Source organism: Micromonospora sp. WMMD712 (genome assembly GCF_029581295.1).
Lineage (GTDB): Bacteria > Actinomycetota > Actinomycetes > Mycobacteriales > Micromonosporaceae > Micromonospora > Micromonospora carbonacea.
On the sequence record NZ_CP120743.1, the window covers coordinates 6,199,275 to 6,217,066 of the forward strand.

Annotated in this window: 4 protein-coding genes; all 4 read left to right on the forward strand. The window is 75.5% G+C overall.

The annotated features are described in order from the left end of the window. Positions 1 to 573 precede the first annotated feature (573 nt). Positions 574 to 1,383: a helix-turn-helix domain-containing protein gene (locus tag O7633_RS26855; RefSeq protein ID WP_178063601.1), complete on the forward strand. Its 810-nt coding sequence runs from the start codon at positions 574 to 576 to the stop codon at positions 1,381 to 1,383. 213 nt (positions 1,384 to 1,596) lie between these two features. After that, entirely contained in the window at positions 1,597 to 1,845 is a 249-nt protein-coding gene (locus tag O7633_RS26860; protein ID WP_282324385.1) for an MbtH family protein, read from the forward strand. Beyond that, positions 1,838 to 9,946: a non-ribosomal peptide synthetase gene (locus O7633_RS26865; RefSeq protein ID WP_282324386.1), complete on the forward strand. Its 8,109-nt coding sequence runs from the start codon at positions 1,838 to 1,840 to the stop codon at positions 9,944 to 9,946. The genes O7633_RS26860 and O7633_RS26865 overlap by 8 nt, the downstream gene beginning before the upstream one ends. Continuing rightward, positions 9,943 to 17,787: a non-ribosomal peptide synthetase gene (locus O7633_RS26870; protein WP_282324387.1), complete on the forward strand. Its 7,845-nt coding sequence runs from the start codon at positions 9,943 to 9,945 to the stop codon at positions 17,785 to 17,787. Before O7633_RS26865 ends, O7633_RS26870 begins: the two co-directional genes overlap by 4 nt. Positions 17,788 to 17,792 lie beyond the last annotated feature (5 nt).

The window sequence follows — 17,792 nt, forward strand, 5'->3', positions numbered from 1 at the left end:
GTGCCGGGAAACGGCGTGCCGAACGGCGCGCTTCGGGGCGGCGCAATTCGTTGTGAATTGCGGTCCCGCGAATGGAGAGCCGTACTTGAATGTATTGCTGTCGTCGGTCGGCGCGGGGGTGTGCCGCGCGGGCCTCGGCGCGGGTCACGATCTACGCAACAGGGCCATCACGGGCAAGTAGTGCGCACGCCCGTGGACGTGGCCAAGGGGGCAGGGTGGCCAAGTCCGTGACGAGTTGGTGCAGGTCGGTGGAAAGATTTCGGGCAGATGACCGGACCGTGATCTTCTCGATACGCAGCTATTGGTGTCCGGGTCCCCGAGCGGTAGCATCCACATTCGTGACGGTCGCTGGGCGCGATTGTGTCGGTGTCGTCGCGAGCTGGCTTTGGCCTATTCGGCCGAATGTGGCGTACACAGGATCGCTCGGTCCCGGCGACGGGCAGCCGTCGACCGATCGATCCGCCCTGCTTCCGGCTCTTGGCAGAGCCGTGTGACCGCTGGCCGGTGTTCCATTTCGGTGCAGGTCCAAATGCGTGGAACAATCATTCACGGCTGCGCCAGAACGAGGTAGAAATGGTTGCCATCCGGCAGGTCTCGGCGGATCAGAACAGCGAGTTGGCCGCCTGCGTCAGAGCCTGGCGGCACCGGCTGGTGCCCGAGGACCGGCAGGTCGTCCGCAGGCGTCGGGCCCGTCGGTCGACCGTCACCCAGGAGGAGATCGCGGAGATCGTCGGGGTGAGCGTCGTCTGGTACAGCAACCTGGAACGCGGGGTGCGGGCCAACTACTCGGACGCCTTCCTCGACGCCGTCGCCGAGGCGCTGCGCCTCGACCGGCGCGAGCGGGAGCTGCTGTACCTCCTGGCGGTCGGCCGGATGCCGGCGCCGTCGACGGTCGGCGCGACCGCCGTCGTCCTCGGCCCCGCCCTGCGCCAGTTCGTCGAGGGGCAGCGCTGGGCGACCTACGTCCTCGACCGGTATGCGCGGGTGGTGCTGCACAACGAGGTGTGCGAGGCCTATTATCCCTGGCTGCGCAGCGATCCCAGCTATCCCCGCTGGCTGTTGACCGACGCCGACGCGCGCCGCCGGCTGGTCAACTGGGAGACCGACTGGGCGGCGCCGCTGCTCACCCAGATGCGTATCGCCCAGGCGCTGCACCCCCAGGACGCGGGGATCGCCGCTCTGGTGGACGCCTGCCTGGAAACCAGTCCCGAGGCCCGTTGCCTGTGGAACGCCCACGCCGCGTACGGGTGCGCGTTGCGGTCCAGGCGGGGCATCCGGCTCAGCGAGCACCGCACGACGCTTGTCGATGTCGTGACCCTCACCGATCCGAGCGCGAGTGAGCTGCAGATCGTCTCGCTGATTCCGGTGGCCGAGGCCGCGTAGCCGCCTTTCATCTCCCGCCTGCCCCGCGGCGTTTTTCGCCGCCGCCGGCATCCGGCTGTCCGCGCGCTCCTGCGGAAACCGTTTACACCAACTGCCACTTGGTGAAAGTGGCAATTTCTGGCTGCCGCCGCTATCGCCCGGCAGGATTCTGCACGGCCGCTTCCGGGGGCTATGTGGACTCCCTGCGGCATCGATGTGGACCGGAGGCGGATCATGAATCCATTCGACGATGCGGACGGCACGTTTCTGGTGCTGGTGAACGCCGAGTCGCAGCACTCGTTGTGGCCGGAATTCGCCGAGACGCCGGCGGGCTGGACCGTGGCATGGGGGCCGGGCGGGCGCGACGACGCGCTGCGTTTCGTCGAGGAGAACTGGCAGGACATGCGGCCGAAGAGCCTCGCCCTCGCCATGGACCAGGCCGGGAACGTGGACCAGGCCGAGAACGCCGCGTCCCATGGGTGAGGACGACCAGCGCTGGCCGTTGAGCAGCGAGCAGCAGCGGCTGTGGTTCATCGACCGGTTGGCGCCGGCCAGCGCCGCGTACCACGTTCCGGTGTCGTGGCGGCTGCGGGACGCCGTGCCGCTGCCGGAGGTCGTCGCCACCGTCGGCCGCCTGCTGGCCCGGCACGACGCGCTGTTCACGGCCTTCGAGGAGGTCGACGGCGAGCCGGTGCAGCGCCTGCTGCCGGGCCGCGAGCTGCCCCTGGAGGTGCACGACCTCACCGGCTGCCCGGCCGCCGAACGCGACGCCCGGTGCGCCGAGGTGGTGCGGGAGGTGTCCCGCCGGCCGTTCGACCTGGGCGCCGGGCCCCTGGTCCGCGCGGCGGTGTTCGCCGTCGACGACCGGGTGCGGCTGCTCCACCTCACGTTCCACCACATCGCCGTCGACGGCCTCTCGCTGGAGATCGTCGAACGGGAGCTGGCCGCCGGGCTGGGCGGCGCTCCCGTCCCGCCCCCGGCGGAGGCCACGTACGTCGAGCACAGCGCCCGGCAGCGGGAATGGCTGGCCGGGCCGCGGGCGCAGCGGGACCTCGACCGGCGCGTCGAGCAGCTGCGGGGCGCGCCGGAGCTGCTCGAACTCGGCCGCGACCGGCCCCGGCCCCGCGACTTCACCTACCGGGGCGAGACCCTGCGGTTCACCGTGGAGCCCGGCGCCCGCGACCGGGTGCGGGCCCTGGCGGCGGCCAGCGGTGTCACGCCGTACGTGGTGCTGCTGGCGGCCTTCCACGTCTTCCTGCACCGGCAGACCGGGCAGACCGACCTCGTCGTCGGCTCGCCGGTCGCCGGCCGGGGGGACAGCCGCTTCCTGGACGTGGTCGGCCTGTTCGCCGGCACGATGGTGGCCCGCACCGACCTGGGCGGCGAGCCGACCTTCGAGGCCGTCGTGGCGCGCACCCAGGAGTCGGTGCTGGACGCCCTGGAGCACCTCGACGTGCCGTTCGACCGGCTGGTCAACCGCCTCGTGCCGCAGCGGGTGCCCAGCCACGGCCCGCTCGTGCAGGTGCTGTTCGCGTTCCACGAGACCGGGTCGAAAGCGGGGGTCGGGCCGGCGGCCGGGGCCGGCGTCGCGGGCGGAGCCGGGGCGGGGGCCGGCGCGTCGTTCCTCACCCGCGAGTTCGTGCCCACGGACACCGCGAAGCTGGACCTCACGTTCACCGTCTACGACGACGGCGACCGCTTCGACATCGAGATCGAGTACTGCACGGACCTGTTCGGCCGCGACTCGGTCGAGCACTTCTTCCGGCACTGGTCGCACCTGCTGTCGAGCGCTCTCGACCAGCCCCGGCTGGCGGTCGGGCGGCTCGCCGCGATGGACGCCGCCGAGCGGTCGCTGATCCGGTCCTGGTCGGCGGCCCAGACGTCGGCGGTGGTGGACCCGGCGGGTGACGACGCCGACCTGACGGTGCACGGGTTGGTGGGTCGGTGGGTGGATCGTTCGCCGGGTGCGGTGGCGGTGGTGTGTGGGGAGGTGGTGTTGACGTATGGGGAGTTGGGGGCGCGGTCGGATGTGGTGGCGGGGTTGTTGCGGGGGGTGGGGGTTGGTGGGGGTTCGTTGGTGGGGGTGTGTGGTGGGCGGTCGGTGGAGTTGGTGGTGTGGTGTCTGGGGGTGTTGAAGGCTGGTGGGGCGTATGTGCCGTTGGATGTTGATTATCCGGCGGAGCGGTTGTCGTGGATGTTGGCGGATTCGGGTGTGTCGGTGGTGTTGGGGGCATCGGGTGCGGCGGGTCGGTTGCCGTCGGGTCCGTGGCGGGTGGTGGAGGTCGACGCGGAGGCTGCGGAGCCGGTCGACCAGGTGCCGCCGCCGGTGGAGGTGTCGGGCGACAGCGCGGCGTATGTGATCTACACGTCGGGCTCGACCGGCCGCCCCAAGGGCGTCACGGTGACCCACCGCAACGCGGTCCGGCTGTTCGCCTCGGCCGCCCGCGACTTCGACTTCGGCCCCGACGACGTCTGGTCCATGTTCCACAGCTCGTCGTTCGACGTCTGCGTCTGGGAGACGTGGGGCGCGCTGGGCACCGGCGGCCGGCTCGTCGTGGTGCCCTACTGGGTCTCCCGCAGCCCCGACGACCTGTACGCGCTGGTGCGGGACGCGGGCGTGACCGTGTTCAGCCAGACCCCGTCCGCGTTCGTCCAGTTCGAGGCCGCCGACGCCCGCCTCGCCGACCCGCACCGGCAGTCGCACCCGCAGCCGCTGGCGCTGCGCTACGTCGTCTTCGCCGGTGAGGCCCTCGACCACGGGTCGGTGCGTCGGTGGGCCGCCCGGCACGGCTGGGACCGGCCGCGACTGGTCAACATGTACGGGATCACCGAGACCACCGTGCACAACACGTTCCGCGAGGTCGGGGCCGACGACCTGACCCGCGCCCTCACCCAGATCGGCCGCCCGCTGGCGGACCTGGCGATCCACGTCCTCGACGGGCACCTGCGGCCCTGCCCGGTCGGCGTCATCGGCGAGATGTACGTCGGCGGGCCCGGGGTCGCCCGGGGCTACCTCGGCCAGCCCGGGCTGACCGCCGGACGCTTCGTGGCGGACCCGGTCGGCGACGAGCCGGGCGCGCGCCTCTACCGCAGCGGCGACCTGGCCCGGTGGCGTCCCGACGGGACCCTGGAGTACGCCGGCCGCGCCGACAGCCAGATCAAGATCCGGGGCTTCCGGGTGGAGCTGACCGAGATCGAGGCCGTCGCCCACCAGTTCCCCGGCGTCACCGGCACGGCCGTCACCATCCGGCCCGACGACGCGGGGGCCCCGCAGCTCATCGCGTACGTGGTGCCGGCGGCCGGGTCGACGGTGCCGGTCGCCGAGCTGCGGCAGTGGCTGGCGGACCGGCTGCCCGACTACATGGTGCCGGCGCGCTTCGTGGAGCTGGCGGCGATCCCGCTGACGCCCAGCGGCAAGACCGACCACCGGCGGCTGCCCGACCCCGTCGAGGAGGCCCGCCCCGCCGGCAGCGGCGACTACGTCCCCCCGCAGGGCCCGGTGGAGCGGCGGCTCGCCGAGATCTGGGTCGACGCGCTCGGCCCCGTCCAGGTGGGCCGGCACGACAACTTCTTCCACCTCGGCGGCGACTCGATCCGCAGCATCCGGGTGCTCGGCGCGGCCCGCGCCAGCGGCATCACCTTCGAGTTGCAGGAGCTGTTCCACCGCCCCACGATCGCCGAGCTCGCCGCCGCCTGCACGGTCGTCGACGTCCCCGACGCCCCGACGCGCCGCCCGTTCGAGCTGGTCGACGCCGCCGACCGGGCCCACCTGCCGGGCGGGCTCGTCGACGCGTACCCGATGACGGCGTTGCAGGTCGGCATGGTCTACGAGATGACCCGCGACCCGGAGCGGCTGCCGTACCACAACGTCGACAGCATGAAGGTGCGCGCGCCGTTCGAGGCCGACGCCTTCTCCCGGGCCGTCGCGCACGTCGTGCGCCGGCACCCGATCCTGCGTACGGCGCTGTCGCTCACCGACTACAGCGAGCCGCTCCAGCTCGTGCACGCCGAGGCGGTCCTGCCGGTCGGCTGCGACGACCTGCGCGACCTCGACGAGGCGGCGCAGGACGAGATCGTCCGGGCCTACCTGGAGCACCAGCGGGTCACCCCGTTCGACCACGACCGCCCGCCGCTGCTGCGGATGCACGTGCACCGCCGCACCGACGACGTGTTCCAGTGGACCCTCACCGAGCACCACGCCGTGTTCGACGGCTGGAGCCTGCACTCCACGCTCAGCGAGATCATGCGGGTCTACCAGGGACTGCGCGACGGCGTCGAGCCGGCGGACCCGCCGCTGACCGCGCAGTACCGCGACTTCGTCGAGCTGGAACGCGCCGCCCTCACCTCGACCGGGACCGAACGGTTCTGGCGCGAGCGGCTGGCCGAGCCGCCGGACACCCGGCTGCTGCGCTGGCCCGACGGGCCCGTGCCGGAGCTGCCCGGCGAGCAGCGCTTCGCGGGCGAGTGGTGGTATGCCACCGACGCCCGCCAGCGCTACGGCTCGGTCGAGACCGTGCTCAGCCCCGAGCTCTGCGCGGCGCTGGGGGACCTGGCCAACCGGTGCGGCACCCCGCTGAAGGCCCTGTTCGTCGCGGCCTGCCTGCGTACGGTCGGCTACGCCACCGGCGCGACCGACGTGCTGGTCGGGGTGACCGCCAACGGCCGGCCGGAGGAGGCCGGCGGCGACGACGTGCGGGGGCTGTTCCTCAACACGCTGCCGTTCCGGCTGGCGCTGCCCGACGGCACGTGGACGGACCTGATCGCCGCGGTCTTCGCGGCCGAGCGCGACATGCTGCCGCACCGCCGCTTCCCCATGGCCGAGATGCAGCGCCGGCTCGGCATGGACCAGCCGGTCAACGTCAACTTCGTCTACAACCACTTCCACGTGATGGCCGAGATGCTCTCCGGCCGGGGCACCGAGATCCTCGACGGCAAGATCGGCAGCTTCTCCACCGTCCGCGCCGAGCCGACGAACTTCCCGCTCAACATCGGCGTCGTCCGCGACCCCGTCTCCGACCGGGTGCTGCTGGCCATGGACTTCCACACCGACGCCGTCCGGGCCGAGCAGGTGCGGCTGCTGCGCGACTGGTTCGTGGCCGCCCTGTGGGACATGGTGACCGCGCCGGACCGCCGGTACCTGCGCGAGCCGCTGGCCGGCGCGGCGGAGCGGTCCCTGCTCGCCTGCTGGTCGGCGGCGGCCGCGCCACCCCCGGAGCCCGCCGACCGCGCGCTGCTGGTGCACGAGTTGGTGGGTCGGTGGGTGGATCGTTCGCCGGGTGCGGTGGCGGTGGTGTGTGGGGAGGTGGTGTTGACGTATGGGGAGTTGGGGGCGCGGTCGGATGTGGTGGCGGGGTTGTTGCGGGGGTTGGGGGTTGGTGGGGGTTCGTTGGTGGGGGTGTGTGGTGGGCGGTCGGTGGAGTTGGTGGTGTGGTGTCTGGGGGTGTTGAAGGCTGGTGGGGCGTATGTGCCGTTGGATGTTGATTATCCGGCGGAGCGGTTGTCGTGGATGTTGGCGGATTCGGGTGTGTCGGTGGTGTTGGGGGGTGCGGGTGCGGCGGGTCGGTTGCCGTCGGGTCCGTGGCGGGTGGTGGAGGTCGACGCGGAGGCTGCGGAGCCGGTCGACGCGGTTCCTCCGGTGCCGACGACAGGGGACAGCGCGGCGTATGTGATCTACACGTCGGGCTCGACCGGCCGCCCCAAGGGCGTCACCGTCCCGCACTCCGCCGTCGCCCGGCTGCTGCACTGGGGCGAGGAGTTCCTGGCCGCCGGCCCCGACGACGTCTGGTCCATGTTCCACAGCTCGTCGTTCGACTTCTCCGTGTGGGAGATCTGGGGCGCGCTGAGCACCGGCGGCCGGGTCGTCGTGGTGCCCTACTGGGTCTCCCGCAACCCCGAGGACTTCCACCGCCTGGTCACCGACGCCGGGGTCACCGTGCTCAACCAGACCCCCTCCTCGTTCGCCCAGTTCGAGGACGTGGACTCCCGGTCCGACCGGCCCCACGCGCTGCGCTGGGTGGTCTTCGGCGGCGAGGCCCTGGAGCACGCCTCGGTGCGTCGGTGGGCCGCCCGGCACGGCTGGGACCGGCCGCGACTGGTCAACATGTACGGGATCACCGAGACCACCGTGCACGTCACCGCGCGTACCCTCGGGCCCGACGACGTCGGCGACGGCCTCAGCCGGATCGGCCGCGAGGTGGCCGGCCTGACCGCGCACGTCCTCGACCCGATGCTCGTGCCCGTGCCGCCCGGCGCGGTCGGCGAACTCTACGTCGGCGGCGCGCGGCTGGCGCGCGGGTACGTGGGCCGGCCCGGACTCACGGCGGAGCGGTTCGTCGCCGACCCGTACGCCAGCCCGCCCGGCGGCCGGCTCTACCGCACCGGCGACCGGGTGCGGCTGCGCCCCGACGGCGACCTGGAGTACGCCGGCCGCGTCGACAACATGGTCAACATCCGGGGCTTCCGGGTCGAACCCGGCGAGGTCGAGGCGACGATCGCCCGGCACCCGGACGTCGGCGCGGCCGTCGTGGTGACCCGCCCCGACGAGGCGGGACGCGCCGGGCTCGTCGGCTACGTCACCCCCGCCGGCCCCGCCACCCTCACGGCGGCGCAGGTCCGCGAGTGGCTGCGCCACCAGCTTCCCGAGTACCTGCTGCCGGCGCGGCTCGTGGTGCTCGACGCGCTGCCGCTGACCCCGACCGGGAAGGTCGACCGGGCGGCGCTGCCCGAGCCCGAACTCGACGGGTCGCTCACCGGCCCGGCTCCGCGTACCCCGGCCGAACGCATCCTGTGCGACCTCTTCGCCGAGCTGCTCGGGGTGCCCGAGCTGGGCATCGACGGCAGCTTCTTCGGCCTCGGCGGCGACAGCATCATGTCCATCCAGCTCGTCAGCCGGGCCCGCCGCGCCGGCCTGCGCCTCAAGCCGAAGGACGTCTACCAGCAGCGCACCGTGCGCGCCCTGGCCGCCGTGGCGACCACCGTGGACGGCGCCGACGGCGGCCCGGCCGACGACGGCACCGGCACCGTGCCGCTGACGCCCATCATGGCCTGGGCCCGGGAGGAACTCGGCGGCCCGCTGGACGCGTTCAGCCAGTCGATGCTGGTGCGGGTGCCCGCCGGGCAGACCGTCGAGCGGGTCCGCGAGGCCGTGCAGGCGCTGCTCGACCACCACCCCGCGCTGCGGATGCGGGCCCGCACCGGGCCGGGCGACGAGCCGTGGGAGCTGGAGATCCCGCCCGCCGGGGCGGTACGCGCCGACGACTGCCTGCGCGTCGTCGACCTCGCCGACGCCGACGCGGCCGACCGGCCGGCGCTCATCGCCGCGCAGGCGCGGGCCGCCCGCGGGCGGCTGCGCCCCGCCGACGGCGTGCTCGTGCAGGCCGTCTGGTTCGCCGCCGCCCCGCACGTCGGGAACCGGCTGCTGCTGGTCGTGCACCACTTCGCCGTCGACGGGGTGTCGTGGCGGATCCTGCTGGCCGACCTGCGCGCGGCCTGCGCCGCGCTCGACGCGGGGCGGCCCCCGGCGCTGGAGCCGGCGGGCACCACGCTGCGCGCCTGGGCGCGACAGGTCGCGGCGCTGGCCGGGGAGCCAGACCGCGCCGACGCGCCAGACCGCGCCGACGCGCCAGACCGCGCCGACGTGCCAGACCGCGCCGCCGAGCCGACCCGCGCCGCCGAGCTGGCCGCCTGGACGCGGCTGCTGGACCGGCCCGACCCGCCGCTGGGCGACCGGCCCCTCGACCGCCGCGTCGACGTCCACGGGCGGCTGCGCAGCGTCACCCGCACCGCGTCGCCGGCCTGCACCCTGGCCGCGCTGACCACGGCCCCGGCCGCGTACCGGACGGGGGTGGACGAGATCCTGCTGAGCGCCCTGGCGCTGGCGCTGCCGCCGTGGCTGGCCCGGCGGGGCCGGGGCGGCTCCGACGGGGTGCTGGTCGCCCTGGAGGGGCACGGCCGCGACGGGCTCGTGCCCGACGCCGACCTGTCCCGCACCGTCGGCTGGTTCACCCGCATCCACCCCGTGCGGCTCGACCCGGGCCCCGTCGACGGGGCGCAGGCGCGCACCGGCGGCCCGACCGTCAGCGCCGCCGTCAAGCGGGTCAGGGACCAGCTCGCCGCCCTGCCCCCGGCCGGCGGGTACGGCGTGCTGCGCTACCTCGACCCCCGGACCGGCCCCGCGCTCGCCCGGCTGCCGGCCCCGCAGGTGGCCTTCAACTATCTCGGCCGGTTCCCCGCCGCCGAGCCGGACGACTGGGGTCCGGCGGAGGAGGGCCTCGCGCTGCGGGGCGGGGCCGACCCGGCCGACCCCGTGCCGCACGCCCTGGAGATCGGGGCCGTCACCGTGGACGGCCCGGCCGGGCCGCAGTTGCGTACCACCTGGTCGTGGCCGGCGGGGCTGCTGGCCGAGACCGACGTGGCCGACCTGGCCGACGACTGGCACGCCGCCCTGGAGGCCGTCGTGGCCAGCTCGGCGACGCCGTCCGCCGGCGGTCACACGCCGGCGGACCTGCCGCTGGTCTCGCTGACCCAGGACGAGATCGACGACCTTGAGCAGGAGCTCGCGGCGGAACAGGGAGCGGTGTCATGACGACGTCGAACATCGAGGACATCCTGCCGCTGGCCCCGTTGCAGGCCGGGATGATGTTCCACTCCTGGCAGGGCAGCGCCGGCCCGGAGGTGCAGACCGCGCAGCTCATCCTCGACCTGCACGGCCCCCTGGACGCCGCCGCGCTGAAGGCGGCGGCGGGCGGGCTGCTGCGCCGGCACCCCAACCTGCGGGCCAGCTTCCGGGAACGCCGCTCCGGCGCGCCCGTGCAGGTGATCACCACGGGGGCGGGCCTGTCGTGGACGGAGGTGACCGTCGAGCCGGGGGAGGACCCCGACGCCGCCCTCGCCCGGCACACCGAGGCCGACCAGGGCCGCCGGTTCGACCTGCGCCGGGCCCCGCTGATCGTGTTCCGGCTGATCCGCGTCGACGGCGACCGGCACCGGCTCGTCGTCACGTACCACCACATCCTGCTCGACGGCTGGTCCACGTCGCTGCTGATCCGCGAGCTGTGCGCCCTCTACGGGCACGGGGGCGACGGTGCGGCGCTGCCGCCGCCGGTGCCGTACCGGGACTTCCTCGCCTGGCTCGGCGCGCAGGACCGGCCGCGCGCCGAGGCGGCCTGGCGGGCGGCGCTGGCCGACCTGGACGGGCCGACCCTCGTCGCCCCCGCCGACCCGGCCCGCGCCCCCGTCTGGCCGGGCAGCCTGCCCGGCGAACTCGGGCCGCGGGACACGGCGGACCTCGTCGCGTTCGCCCGCCGGCACGACCTCACCGTCAACACCGTCGTCCAGGCCGCCTGGGCGCTGCTCGTCGGCCAGCTCACCGGCCGCTCCGACGTGACGTTCGGCGCGGCCGTGTCCGGGCGGCCCCCCGAGCTGGCCGGCGCGGAGAGCATGGTCGGCCTGCTGATGAACGTCGTGCCGGTGCGCGTGCGGCTGCGCCGCGACGAACCGCTGTCGGCGCTGCTGACGCGGATCCAGCACGAGCAGGCGCACCTCATCGAACACCACCACCTCGGCCTCGCCGACGTGCAGAAGGTCGCCGGGACGGGCGAGCTGTTCGACACCTGCGTCGCGTTCGAGAACTTCCCCGAGTCCGGGGAGCTGCGCTGCGGGCCGCTGCGCGTCGAGGCGGGCGCGGACGACGCCGCCCACTATCCGCTGAGCCTCAACGCGGCGGCCGGCACCCGGCTGCGGCTGCGGCTGTCGTACCGGCCGGACCTGTTCCCGGCGGCCTTCGCCCGGGGACTGCTGCGCCGGTTCATCCGGCTGCTCACCGAGCTGCCCGCCGCGACGGCGACCCGCACCGGGCGGCTCGACCTGCTCGGCGTCGAGGAGCGGCACCGGCTGTCCACCCAGTCCCGCAACCCCGACCCGGTGCCCCTGGCGACCCTGCCGGCCCTGGTGGAGGCGTGGGCCGCCCGCACCCCCGACGCGGTCGCTGTGCGCTGCGGCGCGCGCAGGCTGACGTACGCCGAACTGAACGCCGCCGCGAACCGGCTCGCCCACGCGCTCGTCGCCCGGGGGATCGGCCCGGAGCGGCTCGTCGCGCTCGCCCTGCCGCGCGGCGTCGACCTGGTCACCGCGATCCTCGCCGTCACCAAGGCCGGCGGCGGCTACCTGCCGGTCGATCCGGAATACCCGCGCCCCCGCGTCGAGCAGATGCTGGCCGACGCCGAGCCGGCCTGCGTCGTGTTCGCCGGGGCGGACGCCGCGCCGGTGGCCCGCGCCGCCGCCGAGGCCGCCGGCCTGCCCCGCCTCGACCTGGACGACCCGGCGCTGGCGGCGGAGCTGGCCGGCCGCCCGGACCGTGACCCGACCGACGGGGACCGTCGGGTCCCGCTGCTGCCGACCCACCCCGCGTACGTGATCTTCACGTCGGGGTCCACCGGCCGCCCCAAGGGCGTCGTCGTCACCCACCGGGGCGTCAGCAGCCTCGCCGCCACCCAGGCCGCCCACCTCGGCGTCGACGGGCGGGCCCGGGTCCTCCAGTTCGCCTCGCCCAGCTTCGACGCCTCCTTCTGGGAGCTGTGCATGGCGCTGACCAACGGCGCGGCGCTGGTCGTGCCGACCGAGCGGCTGCTCGTCGGCGAGCCGCTCGCCGAGTGCGTCCGGGCGCACGGGGTCACCCACGCGACGCTGCCCCCGGCGGTGCTCACCCAGCTCGCCGTGCAGCCGCTGCCGACCCTGCGCTCCCTGGTGCTGGCCGGCGAGGCGCTGCCCGCCGAGCTGGTGACCCGCTGGGCGCCGGGCCGCCGCATGGTCAACGCGTACGGCCCGACGGAGACGACGGTGTGCGCCACCATCAGCGCCGACCTGCGCGCCGACCGGGTCGGGGCGGGGGCCGCCGTGCCCATCGGCCGCCCGGTCCGCAACTGCCAGGTGTACGTCCTCGACGACAGCCTCCGGCTCGTCCCCGCCGGGGTGGCCGGCGAGCTGTACGTGTCGGGGCGGGCGCTGGCCCGCGGCTACCTGCGCCGGCCGGGGCTGACCGCGACCCGGTTCGTCGCCGACCCGTACTCGGGGCCGGGCGAGCGGATGTACCGCACCGGCGACCTGGTGCGCTGGCGTCCCGACGGGGAGCTGGAGTTCGTCGGCCGGGTCGACGACCAGGTGAAGGTGCGGGGACACCGGATCGAGCCCGGCGAGGTGGAGGCGGTGCTGACCCGCCACGACGCGGTCGCGCAGGCGGCGGTGGTCGTCCGCGAGGTCGGCACGGGCGGCCGGCAGTTGGTCGCGTACCTGGTCGGGACGGCTGGCGGACCCGCCCCCGACCCGGCGGCCGTGCGCGCCTTCGTCGCCGCCCACCTGCCCGAGTTCATGGTGCCGAACATCTTCGTGCGGCTCGCCGCCCTGCCGCTGACCCCCAACGGGAAGGTCGACCGGCTGGCCCTGCCCGCGCCCGGCCAGGAGCCCGCGCCCGGCGACGACCTGCCGGGCACCGCCACCGAGAAGCTGCTCTGCGACCTGTTCGCCGAGGTGCTCGGGGTGCCCACCGTCGGGGTGGGGGACAGCTTCTTCGGCCTCGGCGGCGACAGCATCTCGTCGATCCAGCTCGTGAGCCGGGCGCAGAGCGCGGGGCTGGCCATCCGGCCCCGGGACGTCGTCGCCCACCCGACCGTCGCCCGGCTGGCCGCCGCCGCCGACCTGGCCGCCGACGTCGCCGCCGCCCGCACCCGCGACGCCGCCGTCGCCCGCGCCGACGACGGGGTCGGCGAGCTGGACCCGACGCCGATCATGGAGTGGCTGCGGGCGGCCGGCGGGCCGGTGGACGGCTACTACCAGTCCATGGTGGTGCGCGTGCCGGCCGGGCTCACCGAGGCCGACCTGCGCGCCGCCGTGCAGGCGGTCCTCGACCGGCACGACACGCTGCGGATGCGGCTGGACCGGCCGTCCTGCCCCGACGGCCCGTGGCGGCTCGACGTGGCCGCGCCGGGCAGCGTGCCGGCCGCCTCGGTGCTGACCCGGGTGCCCGTCGACCCGGCCGACGAGGAGCCGGCCCTGCGGGCGGTCGTGGCCGCGCACGCCCGCGCGGCGCAGACCCGGCTCGCGCCGGCCGCGCGGGTCATGCTCCAGGCCGTCTGGTTCGACGCCGGCCCGCAGGCCCGGGGCCGGCTGCTGCTGGCCGCCCACCACCTCGCCGTCGACGCCACCTCCTGGGGGATCCTGCTGCCCGACCTGGCCGCCGCGTGGACCGCCGCGTCGGCGGGCGGCCGGCCCGAGCTGGCCCCGGTCACCACCTCGTACCGGCGGTGGTCGGCGCTGCTCGCCGAGGAGGCGACCCGGCCGGCGCGCGCCGCCGAGCTGGACCTGTGGCGCGGGGTCCTGACGGCACCCCCGCCGCCCGTCGGCACCCGCCCGGCCGACCCGGCCCGGGACACCGCCCGCACCGCCCGCAGCCTGGCCCAGACCGTGCCGGCGGAGCTGTCGGCGGCGCTGCTGCGCCGCGTCCCCGACGCGTACCATGCCGGGGTCGACGAGGTGCTGCTGGCCGCGCTGACCATCGCGGTCGCGTCCGAGCGGCCCGGTGGGCTGCTCGTCGACGTCGAGAGCCACGGCCGGCAGCCGCTTACCGAACACGTCGACCTGTCCCGCACCGTCGGCTGGTTCACCAGCCTGTTCCCGCTGCGGGTGGACCCGGCCGGCGTGGACTGGGCGGACGTGTGGGCCGCCGGAGCGGGCGTCGGCGTCGTCGTCAGGGAGGTCAAGGAGCGGCTGCGGGCCGTGCCCGACAACGGCATCGGCTACGGGCTGCTGCGTCACCTCAACCCGGCCACCGGCCCCGAACTCGCCGGGCTGGGCCGCCCGCAGCTCGGCTTCAACTACCTGGGCCGGCTCGGCGGCGGCGCGGCGGAGGCCGACTGGACGCCCGTCGCGGGCGACGCCCTCGGCGGCGACGTCGACGCGGACATGCCGCTGCCGCACGCCGTGTCGCTGAACGCCGTGACCGTGGACACCGCCGACGGCCCCCGGCTGCGGGCCACCTGGACGTGGGCCGGCGACGCCGTGCCCGAGCCCCGGGCCCGCGAGCTGGCCGACGCGTGGCTGCGCGCGCTACAGGTGCTGGCCGACAGCGCGGCGGCACCGGCGGCGGGCCGGATCCCGTCGGACTTTCCGCTGGTCGACGTCGGGCAGGCCGAACTCGACGCCATCGGGGCCGAGTATCCGCGCCTGACGGACCTGCTGCCGCTCGCGCCGTTGCAGGAGGGCATCCTCTACCACGCCACGTACGCCGAGGCCGGCGCGGACGTCTACACCGCCCAGCTCACCCTGGAGCTGACCGGCCCGCTCGACCCGCAGGCGCTGCGCCGCGCCGCCCAGGGCCTGCTCACCCGGCACCCGCACCTCGGCGCGGCGTTCCGGCAGCGGCTCGCCGGCCCGCCGGTGCAGGTCCTCGGCGACGGCGTGGAGCTGCCGTGGCAGGAGACCGACCTGTCGGCGCTGCCCGCCGCGGAACGCGACGCCGAGGCCGCCCGGATCGCCGACACCGAACGGCGGCGGCGCTTCGACCCGGCCCGGCCGCCGCTGCTGCGGTTCAGCCTGACCCGGCTCGACGCCGAGCGGCACCGCCTCGACTTCACCCACCACCACATCCTCCTCGACGGCTGGTCGCTGTCGCTGGTGCTGCGCGATCTCATCGCCGGCTACGAGCACCACCGGGGGGCCGCCGCCCCGCCGCCGCCCGTGCCGTTCCGCGACTACCTGGCCTGGGTGGCCCGGCAGGACCGGACCGCCGCCGAGTCGGCGTGGCGGGCGGCGCTGGCCGGCCTGACCGAGCCGACCCTGCTGGCCGGGCCGGGCGCGGCGCACCCGACGGCGCTGCCGCGCGACGTCGACCTGGAGCTGGACGAGGAGCTGACGGCGGCGCTGACCGCCCTGGCCCGGGAACGTGGCGTGACCGTCAACACCGTGCTCCAGGGGGCGTGGGGCGTGCTGCTCGGCTATCTCACCGGCCGCGCCGACGTGGTGTTCGGCACCCCGGTCGCGGGACGCCCGCCGGACCTGCCGGGCGTCGAGCAGATGGTCGGGCTGTTCCTCAACACGCTGCCGGTGCGGGTGTGCGCCGGCCCGGGGGAGACCTTCGGTGACCTGCTGACCCGGCTGCACGGCGAGCAGTCGGCCCTGGTGCCGCACCAGCACCTCGGGCTGGGCGCGGTGCAGCGGCTCGCCGGCACCCAGGGCGTCCTGTTCGACACCCTGTACGTGTTCGAGAACTACCCCGTCGCGCTCGACGGCACGCCGGCCGTGGGCGACGCCCGGATCACCGCCGTGACGGGCCGCGACGCCACCCACTACCCGCTGGCCGTCGTCGTGCTGCCCGGCCGCCGGATGCGCGTGCGCGTCAGCCACCAGCCCGACCTGGTCGACGCGGCGACGGCGGCGGCGGTGCTGGAGCGGTTGGCGGCGCTGCTGCGGGCGGTCGTCGCCGACCCGGCGACCCCGGTGGCCCGGCTCGCCCCGCTCACCGGCGCGGAGCTGCGCCTGCTCGCCGTCGCCAACGACACGGCCCACCCGCTCGGTGGTCCGGCCCCGCGCACCCTCGCCGGGCTGGTCGAGGCGCAGGCGCGGCGCACCCCCGACGCGGTCGCCGTCCGCTGCGGCGACGAGGAGCTGACCTACGCCGGCCTCGACGCCGCCGCCAACCGGCTGGCGCACCTGCTGATCGCGCGCGGGGCCGGCCCGGAGCGGGTGGTGGCCGTCGGGCTGCCCCGCTCCACGGCCAGCCTCGTGGCGATCCTCGCCGCCGTGAAGGCGGGCGCGGCGTACCTGCCGGTGGACCCGGACTACCCGGCCGCGCGGCGGGCGCTGATGGTCCGCGACAGCGCGGCCGTCTGCGTCGTCGCGACCCGGGACACCGCCGGCCAGCTCGTCGCCGACGGCTGCCCCGCCGACCGGTGCGTCGCCGTCGACGAACCGGCCGTGGCGGACCTGCTCGACCGGCAACCCGCCACCGCGCCCACCGACCGGGACCGGCGCGCGCCGCTGCGCCCCGGGCACCCCGCCTACGTCATCTACACGTCCGGCTCGACCGGGCGGCCCAAGGGGGTGGTCGTCCCGCACGCCGGCATCGTCAACCGGCTGCGCTGGATGCAGGAGGAGTACGGGCTGACCACCGCCGACCGGGTCCTGCACAAGACCAGCCTCAGCTTCGACGTGTCGGTGTGGGAGATGTTCTGGCCGCTGTCCACCGGCGCGGCGGTCGTCGTCGCCGACGCGCAGGAGCAGCGCGACCCGACCCGGCTGGCCCGGCTGATCGCCCGGCAGGGCGTCACCACCGCGCACTTCGTGCCGTCGGTGCTCGCCGCGTTCCTGGCCGAGCCGGTCGCCGCGTACTGCGCCGGCCTGCGCCGGGTGATCTGTAGCGGCGAGGCGCTCGACCCCGACCTGGCGCACCGCTTCCACGCCACCTGCGGCGCGGAGCTGCACAACCTGTACGGGCCCACCGAGGCGTCCGTGGACGTCACGCACTGGCCCGTGCCGGCCGGCGCACGCCCGGCGTACGTGCCGATCGGCCGGCCCATCTGGAACACCCGGGTGCACGTGCTCGACGGCTGCCTGCGCCCCGTACCGCCGGGCGTGGTGGGCGACCTCTACCTGTCCGGCGTCGGCCTGGCCCGGGGCTACCTGGGCCGGCCCGCCCTGACCGCCGAGCGGTTCCTGGCCGACCCGTTCGGCGGCACGGGGGAGCGGATGTACCGCACCGGCGACCGGGCGGCCTGGGACGCCGCCGGCCAGGTGGTGTTCCACGGGCGCGACGACCAGCAGGTGAAGGTGCGGGGCTTCCGCGTCGAGCTGGGCGAGATCGACGCGGCGCTGGCCCGCTGCGCGGGCGTGGCCGCCGCGGCGACGACGGTCCGGGAGGACGTGCCGGGCATCCGCCGCGTCGTCGGCTACGTGGTGCCGCAGCCGGGCACCCCGTTCGACCCGGCCCGGCTGCGCGCCGAGCTGGCGGCGGGCCTGCCGGCGTACCTGGTGCCGGCGGCGCTCGTCGAACTCGCCGCGCTGCCGCTCGCGCCCAACGGCAAGCTCGACCGCGCGGCCCTGCCCGCGCCGCCGGCACCGGCCGCCGAGGCGGACGCCGCAGCCGACGCCGACGCCGGGGCGGTCACCGCCTGGGAGGCCCGGCTGTGCGCGCTGTTCGGCGAGGTGCTGGGCGTGCCCGCCGGGGTCGACGACGACTTCTTCGACCTCGGCGGGGACTCGCTCACGGCGATGCGGCTGGTGCACGGCGTCGAGGCGCTCGGCGTCGACCTGGAGGTCCTGCAACTGATGCTGCACCCCACCCCCGGCCGACTGGCCGCGCACCTGCCCGAACCGGTGCCGGCCACCCGCACCCCTGCGCACGAAGGTTCCGCCCCCACCCCTGCGAACGAAGGTTGACGACA